The 26,404-nt window shown below is 64.0% G+C and carries 25 protein-coding genes and 1 pseudogene; 11 read left to right on the top strand and 15 right to left on the bottom strand.

Translation table 11 applies throughout. From position 1 onward, the window contains the following. The first annotated feature begins 38 nt into the window (after positions 1 to 38). A complete protein-coding gene (gene wrbA / locus PVV74_RS16815) occupies positions 39 to 662 on the top strand; it encodes an NAD(P)H:quinone oxidoreductase (protein WP_274594012.1) in 624 nt (207 codons plus the stop codon). 68 nt (positions 663 to 730) lie between these two features. On the opposite strand, the gene PVV74_RS16810 is transcribed toward wrbA, so the two are convergent. The 3 genes from PVV74_RS16810 to PVV74_RS16800 all read right to left on the bottom strand — a co-directional run bounded on the left by PVV74_RS16810 (position 731) and on the right by PVV74_RS16800 (position 4,057). Continuing rightward, positions 731 to 1,210 carry an Lrp/AsnC family transcriptional regulator gene (locus PVV74_RS16810; protein WP_274594011.1) on the bottom strand — a complete coding sequence of 160 codons (480 nt, stop codon included), beginning with the start codon at positions 1,208 to 1,210 and terminating at the stop codon, positions 731 to 733. Between the two features lie 228 nt (positions 1,211 to 1,438). Then, entirely contained in the window at positions 1,439 to 3,082 is a 1,644-nt protein-coding gene (locus PVV74_RS16805) for a GMC family oxidoreductase (protein ID WP_274594010.1), read from the bottom strand. 195 nt (positions 3,083 to 3,277) lie between these two features. Further along, complete coding sequence (locus PVV74_RS16800) at positions 3,278 to 4,057, bottom strand: SDR family oxidoreductase (protein ID WP_274594009.1); 780 nt, start codon at positions 4,055 to 4,057, stop codon at positions 3,278 to 3,280. Between the two features lie 265 nt (positions 4,058 to 4,322). On the opposite strand from PVV74_RS16800, the gene PVV74_RS16795 reads away from it, so the two are divergent. After that, entirely contained in the window at positions 4,323 to 4,652 is a 330-nt protein-coding gene (locus tag PVV74_RS16795) for a nuclear transport factor 2 family protein (RefSeq protein WP_103765118.1), read from the top strand. 192 nt (positions 4,653 to 4,844) lie between these two features. Then, positions 4,845 to 5,904 (top strand): annotated as a pseudogene (locus PVV74_RS16790) (IS110 family transposase). A gap of 315 nt (positions 5,905 to 6,219) precedes the next feature. Here PVV74_RS16790 and PVV74_RS16785 read toward each other — a convergent pair. Next, positions 6,220 to 7,644 (bottom strand): amidase, encoded by a 1,425-nt coding sequence (locus tag PVV74_RS16785; RefSeq protein ID WP_274594008.1) that lies wholly within the window; start codon positions 7,642 to 7,644, stop codon positions 6,220 to 6,222. Positions 7,645 to 7,875: 231 nt separating this feature from the next. Next, positions 7,876 to 8,085: a helix-turn-helix transcriptional regulator gene (locus PVV74_RS16780; protein WP_274594007.1), complete on the bottom strand. Its 210-nt coding sequence runs from the start codon at positions 8,083 to 8,085 to the stop codon at positions 7,876 to 7,878. A 302-nt stretch (positions 8,086 to 8,387) separates the two neighbouring features. On the opposite strand from PVV74_RS16780, the gene PVV74_RS16775 reads away from it, so the two are divergent. After that, the gene (locus PVV74_RS16775) at positions 8,388 to 9,032 is read left to right on the top strand and encodes a pseudouridine synthase (RefSeq protein ID WP_103764793.1); all 645 of its coding nucleotides are present in this window, start codon (positions 8,388 to 8,390) and stop codon (positions 9,030 to 9,032) included. A 163-nt stretch (positions 9,033 to 9,195) separates the two neighbouring features. Here PVV74_RS16775 and PVV74_RS16770 read toward each other — a convergent pair whose 3' ends face one another. From PVV74_RS16770 to PVV74_RS16760, 3 genes are all read right to left on the bottom strand, one after another. Then, positions 9,196 to 10,242 carry a phosphotransferase gene (locus PVV74_RS16770; protein WP_274594006.1) on the bottom strand — a complete coding sequence of 349 codons (1,047 nt, stop codon included), beginning with the start codon at positions 10,240 to 10,242 and terminating at the stop codon, positions 9,196 to 9,198. A 279-nt stretch (positions 10,243 to 10,521) separates the two neighbouring features. After that, positions 10,522 to 10,755: a hypothetical protein gene (locus PVV74_RS16765; protein WP_274594005.1), complete on the bottom strand. Its 234-nt coding sequence runs from the start codon at positions 10,753 to 10,755 to the stop codon at positions 10,522 to 10,524. Between the two features lie 5 nt (positions 10,756 to 10,760). Further along, on the bottom strand, positions 10,761 to 12,203 hold the full coding sequence (locus PVV74_RS16760; protein ID WP_274594004.1) for an aldehyde dehydrogenase family protein: 1,443 nt from the start codon (positions 12,201 to 12,203) through the stop codon (positions 10,761 to 10,763). A gap of 151 nt (positions 12,204 to 12,354) precedes the next feature. Between PVV74_RS16760 and PVV74_RS16755 the strand changes: the two genes are divergently transcribed. After that, positions 12,355 to 13,008, top strand: a complete 654-nt coding sequence (locus tag PVV74_RS16755; protein WP_103764648.1) for a peroxiredoxin — start codon at positions 12,355 to 12,357, stop codon at positions 13,006 to 13,008. A gap of 140 nt (positions 13,009 to 13,148) precedes the next feature. Next, on the top strand, positions 13,149 to 14,183 hold the full coding sequence (locus PVV74_RS16750; RefSeq protein WP_103764649.1) for a succinylglutamate desuccinylase/aspartoacylase family protein: 1,035 nt from the start codon (positions 13,149 to 13,151) through the stop codon (positions 14,181 to 14,183). Positions 14,184 to 14,192: 9 nt separating this feature from the next. Here the strand turns inward: PVV74_RS16750 and PVV74_RS16745 are convergent, their stop codons facing one another. Further along, positions 14,193 to 14,873 (bottom strand): hypothetical protein, encoded by a 681-nt coding sequence (locus PVV74_RS16745; protein ID WP_274594003.1) that lies wholly within the window; start codon positions 14,871 to 14,873, stop codon positions 14,193 to 14,195. Between the two features lie 99 nt (positions 14,874 to 14,972). Next, positions 14,973 to 15,350: a rhodanese-like domain-containing protein gene (locus tag PVV74_RS16740; protein ID WP_103764651.1), complete on the bottom strand. Its 378-nt coding sequence runs from the start codon at positions 15,348 to 15,350 to the stop codon at positions 14,973 to 14,975. Positions 15,351 to 15,533: 183 nt separating this feature from the next. Between PVV74_RS16740 and mutL the strand changes: the two genes are divergently transcribed. Both mutL and PVV74_RS16730 read left to right on the top strand, forming a co-directional pair. Further along, entirely contained in the window at positions 15,534 to 17,396 is a 1,863-nt protein-coding gene (gene mutL, locus PVV74_RS16735) for a DNA mismatch repair endonuclease MutL (protein WP_274594002.1), read from the top strand. Beyond that, complete coding sequence (locus PVV74_RS16730) at positions 17,393 to 18,628, top strand: DNA recombination protein RmuC (RefSeq protein WP_274594001.1); 1,236 nt, start codon at positions 17,393 to 17,395, stop codon at positions 18,626 to 18,628. The genes mutL and PVV74_RS16730 overlap by 4 nt, the downstream gene beginning before the upstream one ends. 275 nt (positions 18,629 to 18,903) lie before the next feature. Here PVV74_RS16730 and PVV74_RS16725 read toward each other — a convergent pair whose 3' ends face one another. From PVV74_RS16725 to PVV74_RS16705, 5 genes are all read right to left on the bottom strand, one after another. Further along, positions 18,904 to 19,275, bottom strand: a complete 372-nt coding sequence (locus tag PVV74_RS16725; protein ID WP_103764654.1) for a hypothetical protein — start codon at positions 19,273 to 19,275, stop codon at positions 18,904 to 18,906. A 10-nt stretch (positions 19,276 to 19,285) separates the two neighbouring features. Next, positions 19,286 to 20,056: a DUF6478 family protein gene (locus PVV74_RS16720; protein WP_103764655.1), complete on the bottom strand. Its 771-nt coding sequence runs from the start codon at positions 20,054 to 20,056 to the stop codon at positions 19,286 to 19,288. 99 nt (positions 20,057 to 20,155) lie between these two features. Further along, positions 20,156 to 20,731: a hypothetical protein gene (locus tag PVV74_RS16715; protein ID WP_274594000.1), complete on the bottom strand. Its 576-nt coding sequence runs from the start codon at positions 20,729 to 20,731 to the stop codon at positions 20,156 to 20,158. Between the two features lie 8 nt (positions 20,732 to 20,739). Next, the gene (gene ilvD, locus PVV74_RS16710) at positions 20,740 to 22,497 is read right to left on the bottom strand and encodes a dihydroxy-acid dehydratase (RefSeq protein ID WP_103764657.1); all 1,758 of its coding nucleotides are present in this window, start codon (positions 22,495 to 22,497) and stop codon (positions 20,740 to 20,742) included. Positions 22,498 to 22,573: 76 nt separating this feature from the next. Beyond that, positions 22,574 to 23,152: a DNA-3-methyladenine glycosylase I gene (locus PVV74_RS16705; protein WP_103764658.1), complete on the bottom strand. Its 579-nt coding sequence runs from the start codon at positions 23,150 to 23,152 to the stop codon at positions 22,574 to 22,576. A gap of 113 nt (positions 23,153 to 23,265) precedes the next feature. Between PVV74_RS16705 and PVV74_RS16700 the strand changes: the two genes are divergently transcribed. The 3 genes from PVV74_RS16700 (at position 23,266) to PVV74_RS16690 (ending at position 26,313) form a co-directional block, all read left to right on the top strand. Continuing rightward, positions 23,266 to 24,105, top strand: coding sequence for an EAL domain-containing protein (locus PVV74_RS16700; RefSeq protein ID WP_103764659.1), 840 nt, complete (start codon positions 23,266 to 23,268; stop codon positions 24,103 to 24,105). A gap of 130 nt (positions 24,106 to 24,235) precedes the next feature. Further along, entirely contained in the window at positions 24,236 to 25,411 is a 1,176-nt protein-coding gene (locus tag PVV74_RS16695; protein WP_103764660.1) for an acetyl-CoA C-acetyltransferase, read from the top strand. A 74-nt stretch (positions 25,412 to 25,485) separates the two neighbouring features. Next, entirely contained in the window at positions 25,486 to 26,313 is an 828-nt protein-coding gene (locus PVV74_RS16690; protein ID WP_274593999.1) for a patatin-like phospholipase family protein, read from the top strand. Positions 26,314 to 26,404: the final 91 nt, after the last annotated feature.

The raw sequence follows: 26,404 nt of genomic DNA, 5'->3' as shown, positions 1-26,404 counted from the left end.
GCACATAGCTTTCCACGCGTCAAACAAAGGAAAGCGACATGACAGATCAAGATCCCGTCCGGCTGGCAATCGTCTATTACAGCAGTACCAGCAACACATTCACGATAGCACAGGAAATCGCCGCCGGCGCCGAAAAGCTCGGCGCCGCGGTTAGGATACGGCGGGTGGCGGAACTGGCACCCGACGCGGCAATAGATGCCACCCCGGCATGGCGGAAACACCTTGAGGCAACGCGTGAAGTTCCCGTTGCCACCCACTCGGATCTGGAATGGGCGGATGGCTTCGTTTTCGGCACGCCGACGCGTTTCGGCCTGCCGGCGGCGCAGTTGAAGCAGTTCCTGGACACCTGCGGCGGTCTGTGGATGAACGGGAAGCTGACCGACAAGGTCGTCAGTGCCTTCACAGGGGCCGGGAACGTGCATGGTGGGCAGGAATCCACCCTGTTGGCGCTGCACAACGTGTTCTATCACTGGGGCGCAATCATGGTGCCTCCGGGGTATACGAATCCTGCGATTCATGCCGCCGGGGGTAACCCGTACGGCACCAGCTTTACGGACGGACAAGGTGCGCCCCTTTCCGAGGCGACGTTGCGTGCGGCTCGGCACCAGGGTGCCCGGATGGCCACATGGGCGCAGGCGGTGCGACGGGTCAGGGCGGCGTGACGGTTCGCGTGCGATCCGGTGGCTGGCGGGCCGCCAGCGTTGCGGGACGCCGGCCACGGGGGGCTCTTTCAGAATGCCAAGGGCGCGTTGTCCTTGACTTCTTTCAGCACGAAAAAAGTGCGGATCTGGCGAACGCCCGGCAGGGTGATGAGTTTGCGGCCGTGCAACAGGTTGAAACCTTCCATGTCCCGTGTCCTGATCTTCAGCAGATAGTCGAAATCCCCGGCGACGAGGTTGCAGTCGAGGACCTCTTTCATACCTGCGACGGTCTCTTCGAACTCGGAAAAGCTTTCGGGTGTGGACCGGTCCAGCACAACGCCGACCATCACGAGCGTCCCCAGCCCCACGCTGGCCGGCGCAATCTGAGCTCGGACGGACGTGATGTATTTCTGTTCGATCAGACGCTGGGTGCGGCGGTGGCATGTCGCGGCGCTGACGTTCACCAGCTGAGCCAGATCTGAATTGGCCATCCGGGCATCTTTCTGAAGCGCACGCAGAATATTACGATCGATCCGATCGAGGTCCGGGCTGAAAGGATCTTCCGGCATTGTTCGGGTTTCCGCAGGTCTCGGGCGTTCTGATGCGCCTTGCTACATCATCTAAGGCACAATTCCGGATTCGAAGAAAGCGGGTTGTCGGTGCGTGGCCTTGCGGCATGGAGGGCGATGTCGGCTGGCGCAGTCCGGACTCAGGCGGTGTCATTGTACGTTTGATTTGGATGCGCCGGATCATGCGGACCGGAGGATGTCGTGCCCCCGATCCGCGGCGGGGATTGTTCATGCCCCGGCTGCCAGGGGTAGTTCGGCGCGCGCCAGACCGTGTTGCTGGCGGATCATGTCGGCGGCACGCTCTCCGATCACCACGCAGGGGGCCATCGTGTTGCCGGTGGTGATGCGGGGCATGATCGAGGCATCAGCGATGCGCAGGTTGTCGATGCCATAGACCTTGAGCTGATGGTCGACGACCGACATCTCGTCCCGTCCCATCTTGGCGGTGCAGGACTGGTGCCAGTATGTGACTGCCGATTTGCGGATGAAATCGGCCATCGCCTTTCGATTTCGGCCGCCGGGCGCGACCTCCTGCCGAACGAGCGGACTAAAGGCAGCGTGGTTGCCAATCTCGCGGCACATCTCGACGGCGGCAAATGCGGTTTCGAGGTCCTCGGGTTCGCTGAGCGCATTCGGCTCGATCAGGAGCGGATCGTCGGCATCTGGCCCCGACAGCCGCAGGCGGCCCCGACTTTTCGGCTGGGCCAGACCCGCGAACATGGTCCAGCCATGGGGCGGCGTGTCGATGCCCGCTTCCTCTGGGGCGGGCACCGGGAATTCGAGCTGGCATTGCAGGATATCGGGCTGTTTGAGGCGCGCATAGCTTTGCCAGTAGAGCGTGGCCTCGCACCCGCCGCCGCCGACGCCCTCTGGCTTGTGATAGGCCCAGGTGCAGCCGAAGGCGAGGTGGTCCTGATGGTTGCGGCCGATGCCGGGAAGGTCGCGCACGATCGGGATGCCATGTGCGGCAAGCTCTTCCTTGGGGCCGATGCCGGACTGCATCAGCACCTTCGGCGTCTGGATGGCGCCGAGCGACAGGATGGTCTCGCAGCGTGCGCGGATCTGCCGGGGCTTGCCGTCGAGCAGGACTTCGACGCCTATGGCCGACGTGCCATCCAGCAGGACGCGGGAGACGAGGGCGCCGGTCAGAACGGTTAGGTTGGGCTGGTGCATGACGCGGTGGGTGTATGAGCGGAACACTGACTGGCGCCGGCCGTCGCGGATGCGGAGATCCGCGATAGCGGCCCCGCTGTGGCCTTCCATCATCGCCCCGTTCGGACTGTCGAAAACCGGGATGCCCATGTGCCTGGCAGCCTCGAGCATCGCGCGGGCGACGGGCTGGGGCGAGGCGGGTTGTTCGACGTGGACAGGGCCGCCCCTGCCGCGCCGTTCGGCGTCGGGTGTGCCTTGCCAATCCTCAATGCGGCGGTAATAGCCGAGGATGGACTGGTACCCCCAAGCGGAATCGCCGGATTCTGCAGCGAAGTGATTCCAGTCTTCTTTGTGGCCCCGGGCCCAGACCATGACGTTGATGCTCGATCCACCACCCAGGCCTTTGCCCATGCTGAGCGGAAGCCTGCGACCGCCGAGGGTCGGGCTGGGTTCGCCCGAGAACCCCCAGTCGCGCTCGCTGCCGAGGTTCAGAGGCCAAAGGGCCGGGTTGGTGACCGTGTCTGCCGTGTCGTCGCCGCCGGCCTCGAGCAGGAGAACGCTGACTTCCGGCTGTTCGGCCAGCCGGGCCGCGACGACCGAGCCGCTGGACCCGGCGCCACAGACGATGAAGTCATATTCGGGGCGAAGCGCTCGGCGCAGGGCTTTCTGGTTGTCCAAGACGGCGAGGTCGTGCCGCGTCAGGGTCGGATTGGTGTCCATGCAGGGTTCTCCGTGGGATGGCTGTGTTGATGTCGAAAACGGTCTTGGTCGAGATGACGTGGTTGTTGCGGCACACAGCGAACAGACCACCATCGGTGGTTTCACCGTTCACCGGAATGGACGATGCAACGCCGCAAGTTGGCCATGCGGCCCGGCGCCAGAGTTATGGTGTCCGACGCGCCAACGGGCAGGCGCTCAAACGGTCGGAACGGTCCCGCCGTCGATGGTGTACTCGGCGCCCGTGATCGTGGCCGCGCGGTCCGACGCCAGGAAGGCGATCAGGCTGGCGACCTCTTGCGGTTTGGTCGGGCGGCCGATGGGAATGCCACCGAGCGACTGCATGATGATCTGCTTGCCGCCTTCGAAGTCGGTTCCTTGCTCTTCGGCGAGGCGCTGGGCGAGACGCACCGATGCCTCGGTTTCGATCCAGCCGGGAGAAACGCGCAGGACCCGGACGCCTTTCGGAGAGACCTCCTTGGACAGACTTTTGCTGTAGGCGGAAAGAGCGGCTTTGGCCGCGGCATAGGCTGTCGTCGCCTCCGGCAGAGGCAGGACGCGTTGGATCGAGGTGACGTGGATGACGACACCATGGCCTTGGGCCACCATCTCGGGCACCAACACTCGGTCAAGCCGAACCGAAGGAAAGAGGTTCAGGTCGAGCTCTGTTTGCCACTGATCGTCATCGAGCGCCGCGTGGCCGCCGCCCGGCGCGGATGACCCGCCGACCATGTGGACGACGATGTCGATGCCGCCCAGTTCTTCCCGGACCGCATCGGCAACCGTCTTGCAGCCTTTCGGTGTCGTCAGGTCTGCGGCGACGAATGCGTCTGCATTCATCAGCTCAGGGCGCGAGCGCGCGGTCGTCAGGACTTTTGCGCCGAGCGTTTGCAGCAGTTCAACAGTCGCGGCTCCGGCACCTTGGGTGCCCCCGGTCACGAGTGCGCGCTTACCAGTAAGGTTGAAAAAATCTGTCATGATCTGAGCTCCAGATTTATTGCTGAATGTTTCTTTCTGGAAAATTTAAGGGACGTCGTGTGTTTGGAAAATATGGATTAAATGGCATGCGCTGTCTTGAAAACCGGGATAATGTCCGGGAGGTTACGGCAGACTGATTATCCTGAATTCTGGAATTCGGCGTGTAGTTTTATCCCTATTATCGAATTTTCATCTTCACTTAGATTACCTGTTGGCGCGGCGGTCAGAGGGTTGTCGCGCCTTGGACCGCAACAGGAGAATGATGATGAAGCTCGAACTACCGGCAGTGATCGCCCAATATTTCTCGGCCGACAAAAAGGGCAACGCGCACGCGCTAGCGGAATGCTTTACCGATAACGCGATCGTTGTCGATGAAGGCAATACGTACAAGGGTCGGGAGGCGATACGGCAGTGGATGGCCAACGCCTCGACGCAATATACCTACACCGTGGAACCATTCTCGCTGACCGAGGAAGGAGATCGCATTATCGTAACCAGCCATCTCGTTGGCAATTTTCCGGGGAGTCCGGTCGATCTGCGGTATCTGTTCCGTCTGGAAGGAGACAAAATAGCTGAGTTGGAAATAATTCCCTGACGCGACTTGTTGCCCGGAGCGGTACAACCGAACGCCGTGGAATTGGCGGTCCGGTCGTGATGCCTGCACTGGATTGGAGCTGACCGGACCGGACCTTCGCAACATATACCATGAAGGACCGCTAATGGGATGTACCGGCTGCTTCACCCAGCAGGTTAGGCTCTGCCTATTTCTGCAGATAGGAGAAGTAGCATGGCGAAGACAGGCTTTGATGGACTGATGTTGATTGGTGTCGATATCGGCAAGGACACATTCCATTTGGTGGGTTTCGATCATTCGGGGCAGCGGCTTCTGCGAAAGCAGATAAAGCGACTGGCTTTGGTCGCGACATTCGAGAGGCTACCGCACTGTATTGTGGGCATGGAGGCATTGCCTGAGCGCACACTTTGTGAGCCGGACATTGCGCGAGATGGGCTTTGAGCCAAGGATCATCCCTGCGATCTATGTGAAGCCTTTCAACAAAGGGCAGAAGAACGACGACAACGACGCTGACGCAATCGCCGAAGCCGCGCTTCGGCCCAACCTGCAGACGGTTTCCGAGAAGAGCCAGGACCAGCTCGACCTGCAAGCACTGCACCGCGTCAGATCACGGCTGGTGTCTCGTCGAACAGCGACGACCAATCAGATCCGCGCGTTCCTGATTGAGCAAGGCATTACTGTTCGAAAGGGGCTGCGCGCCTTGAAGAACTCGTTCGAGACGATCCTGGAAGAACGCAAAGACGAGATATCGCCGCGTATGCGGGCTATTCTGATCGGTCTCTACGGTGACTGGATGTGGATAGACGACCGGATCGAGAAGGTGACGCAGGAGATCGAAGAGATCAGTCGAACCGAAGAGAACTGCGTGAATGTCATGACGGTGCCGGGCATAGGTCCAATGATCTCAACAGCGATGGTAGCAGCAATCGGTGAAGGTGAGGCGTTTGATCGCGGGCGCGATTTTGCGGCCTGGGTGGGCCTCGTATCCAGGCAATACAGCACCGGGGGCCGAACGGTTCTTGGACGAATGTCCAAACGCGGCAGCAGGTATCTGAGAATGCTGTTTGTGCAGGCAGCAAAGATCATCATGATGCGGCCGCACCGTTGGCCAGACTTCAGTTTTGGCGAATGGTTGGCGCGCGCATCAGAACGCATGCATCGTAATAAGGCCGCCGTCGCGCTCGCCAACAAGTTGGCGCGTATGGCATGGAGCATTCTGAGACACAAAACGGCGTTAGATGCGCCACGAGACGAGGTCGCTATCGGCGTCTAAGCCGGGACGCCCCAGAGGAGTTCGCGATAGATCAAAAGCATGGAACGGAAATACTACGCCCCCAGAATCTGACGGCCCAAATGGTCATCTACGACCTGTCCGCTAATGAGATCACGGCGCGTGCGTAACCCCAACAAGGCCACGACCCGCGTGTCGACCAACAGGCCGGATACATATGAGCGACTTCCGAGAACATGCCAGAAATCATTTGCGAACAGCAGCCGGTACATACATTTGGGCCGTCATTCACCTATTTGCCGAGCAACCAGAATGTGAGGTCTCTTATCCGTCACCCTGACCTGATCAGCGCCGGCTTCAGCTCGCTGTTTTCGGCCCGCCGCGGCTGTCAGCGGCATCCGGAAGGATCGGCGGGTGGGCGTCCATGTAGGCATGCGCGGCGCGCAGCACGCGGGTGTCGTCGTGCTTGCCGCCCGCCAGCTGGAAACCCACCGGGAGGCCCGCTTGCGTGAACCCGCAGGGCACCGAGGCCGCCGGCTGCTGGCTGAGGTTGAACGGATATGTGAAAGGCGACCATTCGGTCCAGTCGGTCATGGCGCTGCCGGGAGGAACATCGTGGCCGGCCTCGAAGGTCGGGATCGCCACGGTCGGCGTCATCAACAGGTGATAGTCCTGGTTGAACCGCTCGAGATGGCGGGTGAACTCGGCACCTCTGGTCTGTGCGCGAAAATAGTCGACCGCGTCCCAAGCCTCCGCCCGAAGGGCGTTGTCCACGAGGCCAGGGTCGAGCATGTCACGCTCTTCCTCGTTGCATTGGCGGTAGAGATCGAGCGAGGCGGTGAACCAGATCATTTGAAAGATCTCGATCGGGCTCTCGAATCCGGGATCGATCTCGACCATGTCCGCACCGAGCGCGGCCATGCGCTCGGCGGCCTCGCGAACGCGGCCCGCCACCGCGGGATCGACCGACGCATAGCCGAGGTCGAGCGACCAGGCGATCCGCAGCCCGTCGAGGCCCCGGCCCAAGTCTTCGCCCCAGTCGGTCGGCTGGCCGCGGTGCGCATAGGGGTCAGCCTGATTGTATCGGCCGATCACGTTCAGCATCAAGACCGCGTCCTCGACAGTCCGCGTGATGGGGCCGATCTGGGACAGGGTCGGTGCCCGGGACGGCGGCCATTGCGCCGCCCAACCGAAGGTCGGCTTGAACCCGAACGTGCCGGTGAAGGAGGCCGGGATGCGGATCGACCCGCCGCTGTCCCCGCCCTGGTGCAGGACACCCATGTTGAGCGCTGCCGCGGCGGCGGCTCCGCCGGACGATCCTCCGGGCGTCAGTTTGGTGTCCCACGGGTTTCGGGTCGCGCCGAAGACCCGGTTGTCGGTCACGCCTTTCCAGCCGAATTCCGGCGTGTTGGTCTTGCCGAGGATCACCGCTCCGGCCTCGCGCAGCATGCGTGCCGGCGGGGCGTCGGTGTCGCAGGGCCCGTCACCCGTCAGGAGCGAGCCGTCCCGGGCGGGCATGCCGGCGACCTCGGTGAGATCCTTCATCGAGACCGGCAGCCCGTCGATTGCGCTCAGCGGAGCGCCGTCCGCCCAGCGTTGGTCCGAGGCATGGGCGGCCTCCTCGGCGCCGGCATAATCGACGTGGACATAGGCGTTCACCGCCGGGTTGTAGCGCGTTATCAGATCCAGAGCGGCCCGAACGGCGTCGCTCGGAGTGGCGCGATCTTCCCGAAAGGCCTGCGCGAGTTGCGTGGCGGTCAGGCTTCCGATGTCGTTTGTCATTCCGTTCCTCGTGATTGCCATCACCGGAGCAACGCACGAGTTGTTCCTGGGATCCCGACGTTTCGCGCAACGGCAAGCAAGGCATCGCACTGCGGGGTTCGGCCGCAATATGAGCGTCAACCTGAAGCGGGATGATGCACGTGCAGCGAATGGCTGCTTCGGTGAAGCTGCGCCGCGGCACCAGACTGGCTGACCAACCGCCGCAATGGGCCGTAAAGAGCCGCCCGGCACTTAATGCCGGACGTTCGTGGGACATACGAAGGCAAACGCCTGGCGATCCGCGACCCACTCAGAAATCGCGCTGTGGCGCCATCCGATAAGGCGCTCGGTCAACTTTACGGGTGCTGGAAATGTGCCAGCGTTGATATGTCTGTACATCGTCGAGCGGCTGAGCCCGGTCAGTTCCTGAATATCTTTCTGCCTTAATATTTTATCGGTCATGCATGTCCTCTATTTCGTTGGATGCAATCACCTTAACAGCGAATGATTTAAGCCACGTTTACGTTTTGTTCAGGAATTGCCGGTAAGAATGTTTGCCCACTCTTTCATCAAGGGTGTGCGCTTGGGCAAGTAAGTTGAACATTTGTAGGCATCGACAGCTTCATCGCCCGTTCTGACGTGACCGATGCAAGCTTCGGCAATCTCTTCCGGCGGAAGTATTTCGAGAACCGCGAAAGCGGTCGGAAGGTTCGAAGAGCGGGCTGGGCTGGCATGGCTGGCGGAGCTGGTGTATGCGGCGGGCCATGTCCGATTACAACCCGCCGATGACGCCGCTGGACGTGCTGCACGAGGATCACGAGATCCTTGTCGTGGCGAAGCCGCCCGGCCTTTTGAGCGTACCCGGCAAGGGCGAACACCTGGCCGATTGCCTGTTGGCCCGGGTGCAGGATGTGTTTCCGATGGCGCTGCTGGTGCATCGGCTGGACCGGGACACATCGGGCGTGATGGTGTTTGCCCTGACGCCCCATGCGCAGCGGCATCTTGGCCTGCAATTCGAAAAACGTCAGGTGAAGAAGATCTACACCGCGCGGGTCTGGGGCCGGGTCGAGGAGCGGACCGGGACGGTTGACCTGCCGTTGATCGTGGATTGGCCGAACCGGCCCCGGCAAAAAGTGTGCCATGAGACCGGCAAGGCGGCGGTGACGGACTGGCGGGTGCAGCGATATGGCGAGGGCGAGACCCGGATGCGGCTGATGCCGAAGACCGGGCGGAGCCACCAGCTGCGCGTGCATATGCTGAGCTTGGGGAATCCGATCCTGGGGGATCCGTTTTATGCCGAGGGTGCGGCGCTGGACCATGAGCGGCTGATGCTGCATTCCGAGGAACTGCGGCTACGGCACCCGGATGGAGGGGCTGGGATGGTGTTTCGCCAGAAAGCAGCGTTCTGAGGCGGGCGGTGCGCCCGGACCGGGCCGTTGGTCCTGAGTATTTTTGGAACAGTGAAACCGGGCTAAGGGCAACGCGGTCAACGCCGGGCCAGCCACATCGCGAACAGGAACGTCGCCACACGTGTCAGCCAGAATAACGGCTCATCGGGCGGGCGGCACATTGTCAGGCGCGCAGGACGCGGTCGGTCAGGTTGAGGCGCTGCGCGACGATGGGGTGGAGCGTGGTGGCGAGATCCGGGTCGCCCGTCTGAAGCTGTTCCAGTTCGTCGAGCCGGTTGGTGGCCACCAGCGTGAGGGCATCGAGACGGGGGGTGCCGTCGGCGTGGCGGGGCAGGGCCGGCACGGTCTGGATGTGCTCGGGCTTTGGTGCGGGGGCCAGTTTCGTGACCTCGGCCGCCGAAAGCGGCGTTTCGACGAAGGCGTAGAGGCCGACGCCCTTGGCGGGCAGGGCGAAGGTGCAAAGGGCGACGTCGGTGATCTGCGGATCGGCAAGGAGAGCCTTGCGCAGGGCGGGACCGTCGCGGTCCAGCCGGTCCTCGGTCCCTTCGCCGTCGGACCAGTTCATCAGGCGGCGCGTGATGAAATTGTAGAGCCGCTTGCCGGTGGCCATCCACAAACGAGAGGGCAGGGATTTCTGCGTCAGCATCCGATGCTCTGAAGGCGTGAGCAGGTCTGGCGCGTAGGCGCGTTTCTGTTTCAGCAGGTGGCGCAGGTCCTCACGGGCCTTGAGGCGGAAGAGTTTGCCGCGGCGCGGGTGGACCGAGGCAAGCTGGAAGTCGATTACGGCGGCGCGGCCCTCGGGCGTCATCAGCCAGTTCTGCGGCTTGGCGATGTCGTTATGGGTCACGCCGGCGCGCCGCATCTCTCGCAGCAGGCGCTTGGCGTCGCGGTACCATTCCGGATCGGTGGGTTTGGCCAGTTGCAGGGGCGTGCCTTGCGTCCAGCTGCGCAAAAGGCCCACGCGGTCAGCGCGGATCAGGGTAGGGCAGCCTTCGATTCCCTGCACTGCACGCAACCCGCGGGTTTCGCGGCCGGCGAGCCAACGCGATAGGGGGCGGGCGTAGAGCGGCACCGTGTCGAGCTTGCGCAGGACGACGGCGATGTCGGGGTGGCCTTCGAGGTGGCCGGAGATGGTCTCGGAAAAGATATCGCGCTTGTGCACGGTCTCGGGCACGAAGGCGGCCTGCGTGATATCGGGGGTGCTGTTCATTCGAGCTGTGTAGTGGGTTTTGACGGAGGGGAAAAGGTATCTGCGCCGCCCCCTGAACGGTGAATGATACGCGCGGTTGTGGGGCGTTGGCGGTCGATCCGGTTGGATCAGTCGTGCTGTGCGTCCCTTGCGAAACCGCCGCTAGTGGGGGCCGTGCTGAGGCGTGAGATTCGTGACACGCTCGCTGCGTACCTCGCGCGGTGATATTCGCGCGTGATCTTCTCGGTCCAGGCTTGGTCGTCGGGTCGGGTGTCAGGCCCGTCAAGCTCTTCCCCGATATCAACAAGGCCCGATGGGTAGATCATCGCCGGGCGCAGGCCGGTATGCCGGATCGAACAGCGCGGCGCCGACACTGGCCGACAAGTCGGTGGAGGACATCGCGCCGCCGTCGACGGCGGGCCATATCTCGCCTTTCATGCCGCCGATTTCGCGGGCGTCGGCCAGCAGCGCCTGCGCGTTCTCTCGCCGGGCCGAAGCCCGGATGAGATGCAACACGAAGGCGTGGACTTCCATCCGTGTCAGGCGCCTTCGGTCCAGCCGGAGACGGCCTTGACCTCGAGAAAGTCCTCAAGCCCCCATTTGCCGCCTTCGCGCCCGTTGCCGGACTGTTTCATGCCGCCGAAGGGCGCGCCGAGGCCGCGGCTTTGGCCGTTCATTTCCACCATGCCCGAGCGCAGGGCGCGGGCGCAGCGGTTGGCGCGGGCCGGGTCCTGCGTCTGGACATAGTTTGTCAGGCCGTAGGGCGTGTCGTTGGCGATCCGGATGCCGTCCTCTTCGGTCTCGAAGGGGATGATCGACAGGACCGGGCCGAAGATTTCCTCGCGCGCGATGGTCATGTCGTTGGTCACGTCGGCAAAGATCGTCGGCTTGACGAAGAAACCGCGGTTGAGCCCGTCGGGGCGGCCGGTGCCGCCGGTGACGAGGCGGGCACCTTCGTCGATGCCTTTCTGGATCAGGTCCTGGATCTTGTTGAACTGGGTCTCGTTCACAACCGGTCCCATGTGGCGGCCTTCCTCGGACGCGGGGCCGACGGCGACCTTGTTTGCCGTCTCGGCAGCGGTCTCGACGGCCTGGTCGTAGATGTCGCGCTGGACCAGCATCCGCGTGGGCGCGTTGCAGGACTGGCCGGTGTTGTTCATGCAATGCAGGACGCCGCGCTTGACGGCCTTTTCGTCGGCGTCGGCGAAGATGAGGTTGGCGCCCTTGCCGCCCAGCTCCAGCGAAACGCGCTTGAGCGTGTCCGCGGCGTTCTTGGAGATCAGTTTGCCGGCACGCGAGGAACCGGTGAAGGAGACCATGTCGACATCCGGATGCCCGGTGAGCGCCGTGCCTGCGCCCGCGCCGTCGCCGTTCACGAGGTTGAAGACGCCCTTGGGAAAGCCCGCCTCGTCGATCATCTCGGCGAAGAGCAGGGCCGAGAGAGGCGATTCCTCGGACGGTTTGAGGATCATGGTGCAGCCCGCCAGCAACCCGGCGATGACCTTGAGCGAGATCTGGTTCATCGGCCAGTTCCAGGGCGTGATCATGGTCACGACGCCCACGGCCTCGTGAATGATGCGGTCATTGGGGGCGTGATCGCCCAGGGGTTCGATCCAGTCGAATTCCGATGCGGCCTTGAGGATAGCCTTCATGTGCGACGACCCGGCGCCGACCTGCTGTGCGCGGGCAAGGTCGATGGGGGCGCCCATTTCCAGGCTGATGGCCCGGGCCATGTCCTCGGCGCGGGCTTTGTAGATTTCGCGCAGTTTCTCGACCAGGGCCATACGCTCGGACACCGGGGTGGTCATCCAGCCGGGAAAAGCGGATTTGGCGGCGGCGACGGCGGCATCGCAGTCAGCCTCGCCGGCCAGCGAGATCACGGCGCAGGGGTCTTCGGTCGAGGGGTCGATGACGTGATGATCGGTGCCCGCGACCGGGTCGACCCAGGCGCCATCGATGTAGAATTGTTTCTTCTCGATCATGTCGCATTCCTTCCGTCTGAGCCGCATATGTGGGCATTTCGCGCGCACCTGACCATAGGGGGCGGATTGCCGCAAGTGGGCGGCTGTTAATTTCGCGCAGCCTTCTTATGTTGAGCGAAAGAACCCGATTTGCAAAAGAAGGAGATGCCCCATGGCACTGCGGATCAACGATACCATTCCCGACCTGACCGTGACCACCGACCAGGGCGAATTCAGCCTGCATGACTGGATCGGCGACAGCTGGGCGATCCTGTTCTCGCATCCCAAGGACTTCACGCCCGTCTGCACCACCGAGTTCGGCGCCGTCGCGCGGCTGGCCGACGAGTGGGAGAAACGCGGCACCAAGGTGATCGGCGTGAGCGTCGACGGCGTGGAGGATCACAAGAAATGGAAGGGCGACATCGAGACCGCCGGCGGCGCGAAGCCGGGCTTTCCGATCATCGCGGATGACGGCCTGGAAGTGTCCAAGGCCTTCGACATGCTGCCCGCTGAGGCCTATCTGCCTGACGGTCGCACGCCCGCCGACAGCGCCACGGTGCGGTCGGTCTTCATCATCGGGCCGGACAAGCAGCTGAAGCTGACCATGACCTATCCGATGACGGTGGGCCGCAACTTTGGCGAGGTGCTGCGCGCGCTGGATGCGTTGCAGACCAGCGCCGGGCAGGGCGTGGCGACGCCCGCCGACTGGACCGTGGGGCAGGACGTGGTGATCCCCACCTCGGTCAGCGACGAGGACGCCAAGGCGAAGTTCGGCGAGTTCAACACGGTGCTGCCCTATCTGCGGATGGCGAAGCTGCCGGGTTGATCCAGCGGGGCGGCTGCGCCGCGCTCTATCTGTGGGATGAGGGGCGTTGCCCCTCAAACTCCCCGGGATATTTATAGCCAGAGGAAGAGGGCCCTGTTCGGATGTGGACAGGGCCCTTTTTTTGCGCGACATAGCCGGGCATGGCCAAACGGGACGCATTCGAGATTGGGGGGCAGGTGGTGAAGGCCGGCTCGCGTGAGACGGTGGATGTGCCGGTGAGCACGCTGTCGGACCACACGCCGGTGAACCTTGCGGTGCACGTGATCCACGGGCGGCGGCCCGGGCCGGTGCTGTTCGTGTCGGCCGCGATTCATGGCGACGAGGTGATCGGGGTCGAGATCGTGCGGCGGCTGTTGCGGGCTGCGCCCCTGAAGGGCATGGCGGGTACGCTGCTGGCGGTGCCGATCGTCAACGGGTTCGGGTTTCACAATCATTCCCGCTATCTGCCGGACCGGCGCGACCTGAACCGGTGTTTCCCCGGAGGCGCGGAAGGCAGCATGGCGTCACGGCTGGCGCATATCTTCATGGAAGAAGTGGTGCGGCGGTCGGATGTGGGGGTCGACCTGCATTCGGCGGCGATTCATCGTACGAACCTGCCGCAGATCCGGCTGACGCCGGACAACGAACAACTGAGAGCACTGGGCGAGGCGTTCGGCGCGCCGGTGATGATGGCCTCGAAGCTGCGCGAGGGCAGCTTGCGGCTGGCCGCCGAGGAGGAGGGCGTGGATGTCCTTTTATATGAAGGCGGCGAGGCGCTGCGGTTCGACGAGCTGGCGGTGCGGGCCGGGGTGAGCGGCTGTCTGCGGGTGATGCGGCGGTTGGGCATGATCGGGGCCAAGGGCGTGCCGAAGCGGCGCAGCGTGCCGGTGGTGGCGAATTCTTCGAGTTGGTACCGGGCCCCGGTGGGCGGTGTCTTTCGCGGCTACAAGGCGGTCGGCGACGCGGTGGCGCCGGGCACGGTGCTGGGTGCGGTCAGCGACCCGATGGGCCAGACCGATTGCGAGGTGGTGTGCGAAGAGGCGGGGATCGTGATCGGGCGATCGAACATGCCGGCGGTCTACGAGGGCGAGGCGCTGTTTCACATCGCCGAGACGCCGCGGGCGGAACATGCTGCCGAGGGGGTGGCCGCGCACATGGAAGCGGCCCCGCTTTACGATGAGGACGAGATCATCTGAGCCGGGGTCTCAGGTCGTGTGGTCGCGGTTCTGGGGCAGCAGGAAGATGGACGTGGCCAGCAGGCTGAAGACCAGTTCGTAGACTTCCCATTTGCGCGAGACGTCGATAGCGGCGATCACCAGACTGGCGGAGACGGCCAGCACCGCGTGGCGGGTGCCGGGGACTGGCGCGGCGATACGGTCGAGCGTGCGCTTGAGCCAGCCCACGCGCGGGTAGAGCAAGGGCAGCACCGCGAGGTAGAGCAACAGGATTAGCGTCAGGATCGGGCCGAAGAGGGTCTTGGCCAGATGGAAATCGCCCCACGGCGTAGGCACGATCAGGTTGTGCAGGTTGGTTTCCTGCTGCTTGTTGATCTGCTGGAAGGTTTCGCCGGTTTCCCAGCCGAAGATGCGCTGGCCCCAGGACACCTCTTCGCCCGCGGCGAAGAAGAAGAGCAGGGCATAGAACATGGTGCAGGCGAGGGCGAGACCGGCCCCGCGGGCCTTGAGCGACCGCGCGTTCATCAACAGGACGAGGCTGGCCACGAAAAGGAAGATCGCGGTGCCGTATTCGACGTACCCGTCCTCGCGGGCGTAGGTCAGCGAGAAGAAATCCGTGCTGTAGAAGTATATGCCGACCGTGAGGACCAGTACGGCGACGACAATGCCGAGAAGGATCCTGTCGATGGTCCGGATCGTGGAAAGGGTCATGGGACGCGTGCCTCTCGCGATGGATTTGGCGCGGGAATAGGCGAGGCGCGGCGCCGCATCAAGCGCAAAGCCCGCCTGCGCGGCGGAGACCCGCCCGGATCAGGCGTTGACGCGCTCGGGGCCGCCGGTGCTCATGGAGGTGCCGATGTAGGGTTTGTCGGCCTCTTTCCAGGCGCCGAAGCCGCCTTCCATATGGGCGATGCGGTCTACGCCAGCCTCGATTGCGGCACGGGCCATCTTTTCGGACCGGACGCCGGACCCGCAATGCAGGACGATGCGCTTGTCGGTCTGGCCGGGGAGTTTGTGCGCGTCGAAGAAGGGCATCGGAAAGAGCATGGCGCCCTCGATATGCTGGAAGGCGTATTCGGGGATGGTGCGGACGTCGATCAGGACGATCTCATCCGCGGCGAAGGCGTCTGCGACCTCGTCGATGGTCCAGGTCTCGAAAGTGGCGGCACCGATGGTTTCGGATTTCATGGGATGGCCTTTCCTGCGCTTGGCGTTTGGTGGAAAACTAGGGCGTTGCGCTGCGAGTTCCCGAAGCGGTCCAGTGCCTTGGGTTCCGTGGCGATCGGGATCGCGAGAGAAGCGGTGCCGGACGCATTTAATGGCGCAGTCGGACCTAGCAGAATCGGACGCGGCCATGCTAGGTATTGGGGTATGAATGAAATCAGCCCCAATATAGGCCAGGAACGGCCTGTCATCCGCCAGCTGGAGGAGACGGCGATCAACCGGATCGCCGCCGGTGAGGTGGTGGAACGCCCGGCCTCGGCGGTCAAGGAACTGGTGGAGAACGCGCTGGATGCCGGCGCACGGCGGATCGATGTGGATATCGCCGATGGCGGCAAGACCCTGATCCGGGTGCGGGACGACGGCTGCGGAATGACCGCCGACGAGCTGCCGCTGGCACTGAGCCGGCACGCGACGTCGAAGATCGACGGCTCGGACCTGCTTAACATTCATTCCTTCGGGTTTCGGGGCGAGGCGTTGCCCAGCCTGGGGTCGGTGGGACGGCTGACGATCACCAGCCGGGCGCAGGGGTTTGACGGGGTCGAGATCACGGTGTCGGGCGGTGGCATCGGCGCGGTGAAGCCCGCGGCGCTGAACCGGGGCACGGTGGTGGAGCTGAGGGACCTCTTTTATGCCACGCCCGCGCGGCTGAAATTCATGCGCACCGACCGGGCCGAGGCGCAGGCGGTGGGCGACGTGATCAAGCGGCTGGCGATGGCCGAGCCGTTCGTCAGCTTTACCCTGCGGGACGTGAGCGAAGGGCGCGAGCCGCGCACGGTCTTTCGCGCCGATGCCGAGAGTGGCGACCTGTTCGATGCGCTGCATGGGCGGCTGAGCCAGGTGCTGGGGCGGGAGTTCGCCGAGAACTCCCTACGGATCGAGGCCGAGCGCGAGGGGATCGCGATGACGGGTTATGCCGCGTTGCCGACCTATTCGCGGGGGTCCTCGGTGGCGCAGTACTTGTTCGTTAACGGGCGGCCGGTGCGCGACAAGATGCTGTATGGCGCGCTGCGGGCGGCCTATCACGATTTCCTTAGCCGGGACCGGCATCCGGCGGCGGCGCTGTTTCTGGAATGCGCCCCGAAACTGGTGGATGTGAACGTGCACCCGGCAAAGTCCGAGGTGCGGTTCCGCGATCCGGGCGTGGCGCGGGGGCTGCTGGTCTCGGGGCTGCGTCACGCGCTGGCGGAGGCGGGACATCGGGCGTCGACCACGGTGGCGGGTGCGACTCTGGGCGCGATGCGGCCCGAGCCGGTGCCGCAGGCGGGCGGCGCACGGGTGTACCAGATGGATCGGCCCGGGGCATCGGCGCGGGCGGCGAGTTACCAGATGCAGGCACCTGAGGCGGGCTTTGCCGAGATGCAGAGCGCGTATTCCGGCCGGGTCGAGCCCGAGGTGGTGGAGACGCACGAAGACGCCGTGGCGCCGCAATCGCTGCCGCTGGGGGCGGCGCGGGCGCAGGTGCACGAGAATTACATCGTGGCGCAGACCGAGACCGGGATGGTGATCGTCGATCAGCACGCGGCGCATGAGCGGCTGGTTTACGAGAAGTTGAAGCGGCAGATGGCCGAGAACGGCGTGGCCAGCCAGGCGCTATTGATCCCCGAGATCGTGGAGTTGAGCAGCGGCGAGGCGGGCATTCTGCTGGACATGGCCGAGGACCTGGCGCGGCTGGGGCTGGTGATCGAGGCGTTCGGGCCGGGCAGCATCGCGGTGCGCGAGACGCCGGCGATCCTGGGGCCGTGCGACGCGGACAAGATGCTGCGCGACGTGCTGGACGAGCTAGCCGACATGGGTGAGAGCCTGAATGTTCAGGCGAAGATTGAGGCGATCCTGAGCCGGGTGGCCTGTCATGGCTCGATCCGGTCGGGGCGGCGCATAAGCGGTGAAGAGATGAACGCGCTGTTGCGCGAGATGGAGGCAACGCCGCATTCGGGGCAGTGCAACCACGGACGGCCTACTTACGTGGAACTGAAACTGAGCGATATCGAGCGGCTGTTCGGGCGGACATGATTACCATTGGCGAGACAACTTACACGTTGGACGACCCGCTGGTGATGGCCGCGATGGCGGCCGGTGCCGTGGTGCTGCTGATCCTCCTGTTGGTCATCCTTGCGCTGCGGGCCGCGGCGCGGACGGCGCGCGCGACGGAACCTTTGGCGCAGCAGTTGGGGCATCTGGGGCAGAACGTGCAGAGCCTTGCCAATGGGCAGGAGGGCTTGCGCAGTTCGATCCAGGTGGTGAGCGACACGGCGACCAGCGGGCAGACACAACTGGCGCAGATGGTGGAACAGCGGCTGGCGGGCGTGCAACAGCAGATGCAGGACCGGCTGGCGGACAATGCGATGCGCAGCCAGCGCGCGCTGACCGAGATGCAGGAGCGGATGCGCGAGACGCTGCATGGCTCGTCCAAGCAGACCACCAACAGCCTGACCGCGCTACAGGAACGGCTGAGCGCCATCGACAAGGCGCAGGACAATATCACCAAGCTGTCGGGGGATGTGCTGTCGCTTCAGGATATCCTGTCGAACAAGCAGACGCGCGGGGCGTTTGGCGAGATCCAGTTGACCGATATCGTCAGCAAGGCGATGCCGTCGGACAGCTATTCGTTGCAGGCGACGCTGTCGAACGGGCGGCGGGCGGATTGCCTGATCCACCTGCCGAACCCACCGGGGCCGATCGCGATCGACAGCAAGTTCCCGCTGGAAGCCTACGAGGCGCTGCGCAACGCCAAGAGCGATTACGAGCTGAACGAGGCCGCGAAGTTCCTGCGGACCTCGGTGAAGAAGCACATCAAGGACATTTCCGAGAAGTATATCATCGATGGCGAGACGGCGGACGGCGCGCTGATGTTCCTGCCGTCCGAGGCGGTCTATGCCGAGCTGCACGCCAATTTCCCGGAACTGGTGCGCGAGGGGTTCTCCCAGAAGGTCTGGATCGTTTCGCCCACCACCTGCATGGCCACGCTGAACACGATGCGCGCAATCCTGAAGGATGCCCGGATGCGCGAACAGGCCGGGGCCATCCGCAAGATGCTGGGGCAGCTGCACCGCGACGTGGAACTGGTGCTGGAACGCGCGAGCAAGCTGGAGACGCATTTCGACCAGGCGCGGCGGGACGTGGAAGGGATTTCCACCGCCGCCGAGCGCGCGGGCAAGCGGGCGGCGAAGCTGGACAATTTCGACTTCGAGGAACTGGCGCCGGAGGATCCGGTGAACGTAGTGAAGCTGGGCAAGGACGGCTAGCCGGCGGTCTGGGATGGCTGCGAAAGTTCGAAACGAGCCCATTGCGAGACAAGTGTGATCTATAGCCTCGAGCGCCATTGACGGGCCGCGGCGCGGCGATCCGACGGTCGTTCGGCAGCGTTTTATCCAGGCCAAATCCGAAAAAGAATTGAGCGATGGACCGAACTTCACCCAATCGCCGGGCCGTGGGGGCGGCCCGTCAATGGCGCGGGGCCTGCGGCCTGATTCCGCGCTGGGGCCTTAGATCAAACGTCTTTTAGGTCCGCAAAGCGGACCTACATCGTTTCCAGACAGTGCCGGCGGAAGGCGCGTTTGAGCATGTCGAGCTCTTCGCGCAGGAGCGTCACCTCGGCGCGGATGTCGTATGCCAGCGCATCGCCCGAGACGATTGAGAAGCTGCCCAGGGCGGCGCCGGTTTCGGTGTCGGAGATCAGGAAGGTCTGCACCCCGTCGGCGATACGGTCGGCCGGGATGGGCACCCGTAGGACCCAGGCCTGTTCCCCGGGTTTCTCGACGACCTCGACCCCGGCGATGGTCTCTTGCAGATGCGTGACCGACACGTCCGGGCGGCGATCGCCGGCGCCGGTGATGACTCCTTCCCAGACCCCTTCGAAGAGGCGCGTCTTGGTCAATGTCAGCTCTTGCATCCGTATCCCCCTAGAATTCCGCGCGTGGCCGGCGGCTGAAGGTAAGGTCGCGCAGGATGACCTGGCTCATCTGCGGGTTCTCGAAAATCAGGTCGACCCAGGCCCGTTCGATGCGCTTTTCGTTCAGCTTGGAATAGGCGAGGTCGAATTCGACCATGATTTCCTCTTCGTGCAGCGGCAATTCACGCACGATCTGTTCGGTGTTCGGGCCGTGCTTGATGTTCAGCCGGGCGAAGATCTCCAGGGGCTTTTCCATCTCGACGATGGTGTCCATGCGGATGAGATGGCGCGATTGCAGCCCCGATACCGCAGCCTCAGGCAGATCCAGCACGAGCGACAGGAAGGAGCCGTCAAAGCTGAAGACGTCCATGCGCAGGCCGAAGGGTGCGAGGTCGGCCTCGCGGGTGTTGCGCAGTTGGCGCAGGGACAGTTCGGACTGTTGGCAGTCGTGAAACAGTGTCAGCTCGCGCCCCAATTGCGTCTTGCTGAGAACCGAGGAGCGCCCGGGCACTGCCAAGGGTTCGCGCCAGATCGCGGGGCGCCAGGACCAGTCGGTGCCATGCGGCTTGGGAAACGCGTGGGAGCCGATCATCGGCAACGCAAGGCGGTTGTCGGCAAGGCTGATCAACTCGTTGAGATGATAGCGCAGTTTCCGCGCCTCGGAGCGTTCGGCGCGAAGCTGTCCCAGCGTCATCGACGTGGCGTCCCGCACGGTTTGCCGCCACCGCCGCAGGTCGCGCCGATGGGCCAGCCAATCCAGTCCTGAACGTTTCAGCCCCATATGCGTGGATCGATTCCGGTTGGTTCTGCCACAGTTTGCCCCTGAGACATTGTCATATCATTAACCCGCGTTTGGAAACAATCCATTGATTGCCTTGGGTTACTGCGCGCTGGCGCTCCGCAGGGTGCGGGCGAGATCGGTGATGAAGCGGCGGCCCGACGCGCCGGCAAGGCTGCTGCCGGCGGGGGAGTAGACCGCGAGGCTGACGAAATGGTCGTTGATGACCATGCCGCCGCGCCAGTAGCGCGGGTCACCGCCGGGAAGGGCCAGTTCGCCGCCCGCATCGAGGTGCACCAGCGCAAGTCCGTCGATATCTACCGCGGCCAACGGCTTTTTCGGGGCGGCGCTGGCGGCGATGGTGGCGGCGGTGGGCTGGGCGCGGCCCGGCTGCTTGCCCGCCACGTTGACCGCGATCAGAGCCAGCGGCACGGTAACGCCCGGCTCGCCGCTGAGCGATTCACAACTGCCGAGGAAGACGAGACGGCTGGAAGGCTGGCGGCGGACGTTGCCTGCGTCGACGCAATAGCCGCGGGGGCCGCGCACCACGACCGCGCCGTAATAGAGTGCCAGCGCCTCGACCACGTTGGGCTCGTCGGCAGTGCCGAGCCCCACGTCGTCACAGGCGGCTAGCGGCCAGAGCAGGGCCGCCAGCCAGATCGGTCGAAGTGCGCGCACGGACAGGGTCAGAGGTCCGCGTAGACGTGACGCTCGGCTTCGGCGCCGGGGTGCGTTACTGCGCCCTTGTAGGTCTCGCCCACGAGTTGGGCGTATTTCCAGAGCGCGCCGGAGGCGTAGATCGTCTCGCGCGGGCCGGGCCAGTCTTTCTTGCGTGCCTCAAGTTCGTCATCGCCGAGATCGACAGAAAGCTCGCCCTTGATGGCGTCGATGGTGATCATGTCACCATTTTTCAGCATCGCGATTGGGCCGCCGTGGGCCGCTTCGGGGCCCACGTGCCCCACGCAGAAACCGCGCGTCGCGCCGGAGAAGCGGCCATCGGTGATGAGCGCGACCTTCTTGCCCATGCCTTGCCCCGAGAGCGCGGCGGTGGTGGCCAGCATCTCGCGCATGCCGGGGCCGCCGGCGGGGCCTTCGTTGCGGATGACGATAACCTCGCCTTCCTCGTATTCGCGCTTTTGCACGGCGGCAAACGCGTCTTCCTCGCACTCGAAAACGCGGGCCGGGCCGGTGAAGACCTGGTGCTCGGGGGCGATGCCCGCGACCTTCACGATGGCGCCTTGCGGGGCGATGTTGCCCTTGAGACCGACGACGCCGCCGGTCTTGGTGAGGGGCGCATCGATGGAATAAATCACTTTGCCGTCGGCCTCGCGCTCGATGCGGTCGAGTTCTTCGCCGATGCTGCGCCCGGTGGCGGTCATGCAGTCCTCGTGGATGAGGCCCGCCTTGCGCAGCTCCTTCATCACCACGGGGATACCGCCGGCATCGTAAAGGTCCTTGGCCACGTATTGGCCGCCCGGTTTCAGGTCGACGAAATAGGGCGTGTCGCGGAAGATCTCGCAGACGTCGTCGAGGTAGAACTCGAGCCCGGCCTCATGCGCGATGGCGGGCAGGTGAAGACCGGCATTGGTGGAGCCGCCGGTGCAGGCGACGACGCGCGCGGCGTTTTCCATCGACTTGCGGGTGACCACGTCGCGGGCGCGGATGTTTTTCTCCAGCAAGTCCATGACGGCGCGACCGGAGGCTTCGGCATACTGGTCGCGCGACTCGTACGGCGCGGGCATGCCGGAAGAGTTCATCAGGGCAAGGCCGATCGCCTCGGACACGCAGGCCATGGTGTTGGCGGTGAACTGACCGCCGCAGGCGCCGGCGGAGGGGCAGGCGACGCGTTCCAGCGCGTCGAGCGCCTTGTCGGACATGGTGCCGTTCTGGTTCCAGCCCACGGCCTCGAACATGTCCTGCACGGTCAGGTCGCGGGTGCGGAATTCCTCGGGGATCTCGTCGATCTGGGGGGCTTTGCCCGGCAGGATCGAGCCGCCGTAGATGAAGACCGATGGCACGTTGAGGCGGACCATCGCCATCATCATGCCGGGCAGCGACTTGTCACAGCCCGCAAGGCCGACGATGGCGTCATAGCAGTGGCCACGCATGGTCAGCTCGACGGTATCCGCGATGGCCTCGCGGGAGGCGAGCGACGAGCGCATCCCCTCGTGGCCCATGGCGATGCCGTCGGTGACGGTGATCGTGGTGAATTCGCGGGGGGAGCCCTTCGCCTCTTTCACGCCGCCCTTGACGGCCTGGGCCTGGCGGTTCAGCGCGATGTTGCAGGGCGCGGCCTCGTTCCAGCAGGTGGCGACGCCGACGAGGGGCTGGTGGATCTCCTCCTCGGTCATGCCCATCGCGTAGTAATACGAGCGGTGTGGCGCGCGGGCGGGCCCTTCGGTCACGTGGCGGCTGGGCAGTTTGCTTTTGTCGAACTTGGTCATTTGGGCCTCCCCTGAAATCTTCGGATCCGGTCTAGGCCACAGGGGCGGCGGGGGCAAGCTTTCGCGCGGTCAAAGTTCAGCGCGGCGACGTGGCCATTTTTGCAACAGGGACGTGGCGATGGCAGGTGAGGACGTGGTCGTTGACCATGCCCACGGCCTGCATGAAGGCATAGACGATGGTGGGGCCGCAGAATTTGAAGCCGCGTTTCTTCAAATCTTTCGAAATTGCGCGGGATATTTCGGTTTCGGTGGGCACCTCGGCCAGGCTGGCCCAGCGGTTCTGAAGCGGGGCCCCGCCCATGTAGGACCACAGGTAGGAATCAAAACCCTGTTCGGCCTCGATTGCCTGCCAGGCGCGGGCGTTGGTGATCGTGGCCTCGATTTTGCCGCGGTGGCGGATGATGCCGGCATCGTCCAAAAGGCGCTGCACGTCATCCTCGCCCCAGGTCGCGATGAGGTTCGGATCAAAGCCTTGAAAAGCCGCGCGAAAGTTGTCGCGCTTCTTCAGGATGGTGATCCAGCTGAGACCGGCCTGGAAGCCGTCGAGAATGAGTTTTTCCCACAGCGCGCGGCTGTCCCATTCGGGTACGCCCCACTCGGTGTCGTGGTAGGCCTCGTAAATCGGATCGGTGCCGACCCAGCCGCATCTTTCCATCCTTCAAGCCCCCCGGTTTCGCCTGTTGCGGACAGTATGACTCAAATGCCCGGTTTAACAATTCCTTAGGCTGCGTGGCGCTTATTGGGCAGCGGTGGAGTACGGAGAGATTCATGGGTGAAAAGAGATTGAAGTGGGCGACCGTGCCAACGGGGCATCACAACCCCTTGTCCTACGCCGTGTCGGCGCGGGACCAGTCGGTGATCCAGATGGTCGAGGAGGCGGTGCGACACGGCCAAATGATGCTGGCCTATCAGGCCGTGGTGCCGTCCGGGCGGCAGGACAGGCCGGCGTTTTACGAAGGATTGGCACGGGTGCTGGACGAAACGGGCCGGATCATCCCGGCGCGCGAATTCATCGACGCGATCGAAGCGACCGAGACGGGCCGCATCGTCGACTGCCTGTCGCTTGAAAAGGGAATCCGCACCTTGCGCGAGTATCCTGATATCCGCCTGTCGATCAACATGTCGGCGCGGTCCATCGGCTACCCGCGCTGGATGCGGACGCTGAAACGCGGGTTGGGGCAAGACCCGACGCTGGGTGAGCGACTGATCCTCGAGATCACCGAAAGCTCGGCGATGCTGGTGCCCGAGCTGGTGGTGAATTTCATGGCGGATCTGCAGAAGAAGGGCATCAGTTTCGCGCTGGACGATTTCGGGGCCGGGTTCACCTCGTTCCGGTACCTCAAGGATTTCTATTTCGACATACTCAAGATCGACGGGCATTTTATACGCGGAATCGCGGACAACCCGGACAACCAGGTTCTGACGCGGGCCTTGATCGCCATCGCCGAACAGTTCGACATGGTCACCGTGGCCGAAAGCGTGGAGCGGCCCAACGACGCCGTATTCCTGCAGAATATCGGGGTGCATTGCCTTCAGGGCTATTACTTCGGTGCGCCCACGGTACAGCCGCCATGGCTGGCAACGGCTCAGGCGGCGGCGACGGCCTGACCTGTGACAACGGCTACAGTTGCCGCGTTGCGGCGACTGCGGTACACCCTGCGTAATGCGGGGAATCCGGGGGCCGCATCAGGCATGCTGCCCTTTTTTCCTCGGCCAGAAAGAATTGGTGGAGGACACTATGACCAATGTAGTTATCGCTTCGGCAGCACGCACCGCTGTCGGCTCTTTCTCCGGGGCGTTCGCCAACACCCCGGCCCATGACCTTGGCGCAGCCGTTCTGGAAGCCATCGTCGAGCGCGCGGGCATCGACAAGGCCGAGGTTTCGGAAACGATCCTTGGCCAGGTCCTGACCGCGGCGCAGGGCCAGAACCCCGCACGCCAGGCGCATGTGAACGCCGGCCTGCCGATCGAAAGCGCGGCCTGGGGCATCAACCAGGTGTGCGGTTCGGGCCTGCGGGCCGTGGCGCTGGGCGCGCAGCACATCCAGTTGGGCGATGCCGATGTCGTGGCCGCCGGCGGACAGGAAAACATGACCCTCAGCCCCCACGCCGCGCATCTGCGGGCCGGGCACAAGATGGGCGACATGAAATACATTGACACGATGATCCGCGACGGGCTGTGGGACGCGTTCAACGGCTATCACATGGGCCAGACCGCCGAGAACGTCGCCGACAAGTGGCAGATCACGCGCGACCAGCAGGACGAGTTCGCCGTCGCCAGCCAGAACAAAGCAGAGGCGGCACAGAAGGCGGGCAAGTTCGATGACGAGGTGATCCCGTTCACCGTCAAGACCCGGAAGGGCGAGACGGTCGTCGACAAGGACGAATACATCCGCCACGGCGCCACGATAGAGGGCATGCAGAAGCTGCGCCCGGCCTTCACGCAGGATGGGTCGGTCACCGCGGCCAACGCGTCGGGCCTCAATGACGGTGCGGCGGCCGTGTTGCTGATGAGTGCCGAGAATGCCGAGAAGCGCGGGATCGAGCCGCTGGCGCGGATCGCCTCCTACGCAACGGCCGGACTGGACCCGTCGATCATGGGCGTGGGCCCGATCCATGCCAGCCGCAAGGCGTTGGAAAAGGCGGGTTGGAGCGTCGACGACCTGGAGCTGGTAGAAGCCAACGAGGCGTTCGCCGCGCAGGCCTGTGCCGTGAACAAGGACATGGGGTGGGACCCGTCGATCGTGAACGTGAACGGCGGCGCCATCGCCATCGGCCACCCCATCGGGGCCTCGGGCTGCCGCGTTCTGAACACCCTGCTGTTCGAGATGAAGCGCCGCGACGCCAAGAAGGGCCTCGCCACGCTGTGCATCGGTGGTGGCATGGGTGTCGCGATGTGCATCGAGCGTCCGTAAGTACCTGATACCGAAATAGAAAACAGGCCCTGCGGGGCCTGTTTTTCCATGTGATTTCCCGAAAGGCCATTTGCATGAAGCTGCCCGACAATCCCCCGCAGATCGTGTTTTCCGGCGGTGGGTTGCGGTGTTTCTGGCAGGGCGGTTTCCTGACGCGGCTGGAGCAGGTGCGCAAGTTTACGCCCGAGCGGGTGACTGGGGTGAGCGGCGGCGCGATGGCCGGCGCGGCGTGGATTGCCGGGATCGAAGATCGGCTGCTGGAGGTGATGTGCGACGCGTTCGAGAAGCGCGACCACAACCTCGATCTGTTTGCCGCAGACGAGGAAGGCATCACGCCACACCAGCGCATTTATTGCGATGTGGTCGAGACAGTTCTTGACGAGGCGGCCAAGGAGCGGGTCGCGAATGGTCCGGCCTTCCAGATCCAGATTGCGCATCCGCCCTCGACCGACCATCCGACAATGACGGGCACTGCGCTGGCCGCGGCCTATGAGGCGGAACTGCATATCGTGGGCAGCCCGCATTTCGACTGGGCCGAGAAAATGGGCCTGACCTCGCAACTGGTCGATGCCAACCAGGCGGCTCGCGACGGGCGGCTGGTGGAACTGATCAATGCCGCTGCGGTGATCCCGCCGGTGTTCGAGCCGCCACTTTGGGGCGACCAGCGCGTGGTCGATGGCGGCATGGCAGACCAGGCCCCGCTGCCCGACCCCGACGAAGGCGAGACGCTGGTGCTGTTGACCCGGCCCTACAAGAAACTGCCGGATGTGCCGGGCCGCGTTTATGTCTGGCCGTCCGAGGAAACGCCCGCGGACAAGATCGACTTTACCGACCCGCAAAAGCTGCGCGATACGTGGGCTCTGGGGGAGCAAGACGCGGAAGCGTACCTGAACGGCGGATGAGTGCCGCGCGGCAAAAAGAATCGCGCAACAATGTTGCGCTTTGCGCGCATGATGAGTAGCAAAGTTTCCAAGAAAACCAACACTGGACAGA

The sequence above is a fragment of the Roseovarius sp. SK2 genome, from assembly GCF_028807495.1.
Taxonomy (GTDB): Bacteria; Pseudomonadota; Alphaproteobacteria; order Rhodobacterales; family Rhodobacteraceae; genus Roseovarius; species Roseovarius confluentis.
Note: the sequence above shows the minus strand (reverse complement) of the source record. Positions and strands in the feature narration are given on the sequence as shown.

Bases quoted from the DNA above. Each gene is read 5' to 3' on its own strand.
- wrbA (WP_274594012.1), top strand. From the start codon at position 39: ATGACAGATCAAGATCCCGTCCGGCTGGCAATCGTCTATTACAGCAGT.
- PVV74_RS16810 (WP_274594011.1), bottom strand. From the start codon at position 1,210: ATGCCGGAAGATCCTTTCAGCCCGGACCTCGATCGGATCGATCGTAAT.
- PVV74_RS16805 (WP_274594010.1), bottom strand. From the start codon at position 3,082: ATGGACACCAATCCGACCCTGACGCGGCACGACCTCGCCGTCTTGGAC.
- PVV74_RS16800 (WP_274594009.1), bottom strand. From the start codon at position 4,057: ATGACAGATTTTTTCAACCTTACTGGTAAGCGCGCACTCGTGACCGGG.
- PVV74_RS16795 (WP_103765118.1), top strand. From the start codon at position 4,323: ATGAAGCTCGAACTACCGGCAGTGATCGCCCAATATTTCTCGGCCGAC.
- PVV74_RS16785 (WP_274594008.1), bottom strand. From the start codon at position 7,644: ATGACAAACGACATCGGAAGCCTGACCGCCACGCAACTCGCGCAGGCC.
- PVV74_RS16780 (WP_274594007.1), bottom strand. From the start codon at position 8,085: ATGACCGATAAAATATTAAGGCAGAAAGATATTCAGGAACTGACCGGG.
- PVV74_RS16775 (WP_103764793.1), top strand. From the start codon at position 8,388: ATGTCCGATTACAACCCGCCGATGACGCCGCTGGACGTGCTGCACGAG.
- PVV74_RS16770 (WP_274594006.1), bottom strand. From the start codon at position 10,242: ATGAACAGCACCCCCGATATCACGCAGGCCGCCTTCGTGCCCGAGACC.
- PVV74_RS16765 (WP_274594005.1), bottom strand. From the start codon at position 10,755: ATGGAAGTCCACGCCTTCGTGTTGCATCTCATCCGGGCTTCGGCCCGG.
- PVV74_RS16760 (WP_274594004.1), bottom strand. From the start codon at position 12,203: ATGATCGAGAAGAAACAATTCTACATCGATGGCGCCTGGGTCGACCCG.
- PVV74_RS16755 (WP_103764648.1), top strand. From the start codon at position 12,355: ATGGCACTGCGGATCAACGATACCATTCCCGACCTGACCGTGACCACC.
- PVV74_RS16750 (WP_103764649.1), top strand. From the start codon at position 13,149: ATGGCCAAACGGGACGCATTCGAGATTGGGGGGCAGGTGGTGAAGGCC.
- PVV74_RS16745 (WP_274594003.1), bottom strand. From the start codon at position 14,873: ATGACCCTTTCCACGATCCGGACCATCGACAGGATCCTTCTCGGCATT.
- PVV74_RS16740 (WP_103764651.1), bottom strand. From the start codon at position 15,350: ATGAAATCCGAAACCATCGGTGCCGCCACTTTCGAGACCTGGACCATC.
- mutL (WP_274594002.1), top strand. From the start codon at position 15,534: ATGAATGAAATCAGCCCCAATATAGGCCAGGAACGGCCTGTCATCCGC.
- PVV74_RS16730 (WP_274594001.1), top strand. From the start codon at position 17,393: ATGATTACCATTGGCGAGACAACTTACACGTTGGACGACCCGCTGGTG.
- PVV74_RS16725 (WP_103764654.1), bottom strand. From the start codon at position 19,275: ATGCAAGAGCTGACATTGACCAAGACGCGCCTCTTCGAAGGGGTCTGG.
- PVV74_RS16720 (WP_103764655.1), bottom strand. From the start codon at position 20,056: ATGGGGCTGAAACGTTCAGGACTGGATTGGCTGGCCCATCGGCGCGAC.
- ilvD (WP_103764657.1), bottom strand. From the start codon at position 22,497: ATGACCAAGTTCGACAAAAGCAAACTGCCCAGCCGCCACGTGACCGAA.
- PVV74_RS16705 (WP_103764658.1), bottom strand. From the start codon at position 23,152: ATGGAAAGATGCGGCTGGGTCGGCACCGATCCGATTTACGAGGCCTAC.
- PVV74_RS16700 (WP_103764659.1), top strand. From the start codon at position 23,266: ATGGGTGAAAAGAGATTGAAGTGGGCGACCGTGCCAACGGGGCATCAC.
- PVV74_RS16695 (WP_103764660.1), top strand. From the start codon at position 24,236: ATGACCAATGTAGTTATCGCTTCGGCAGCACGCACCGCTGTCGGCTCT.
- PVV74_RS16690 (WP_274593999.1), top strand. From the start codon at position 25,486: ATGAAGCTGCCCGACAATCCCCCGCAGATCGTGTTTTCCGGCGGTGGG.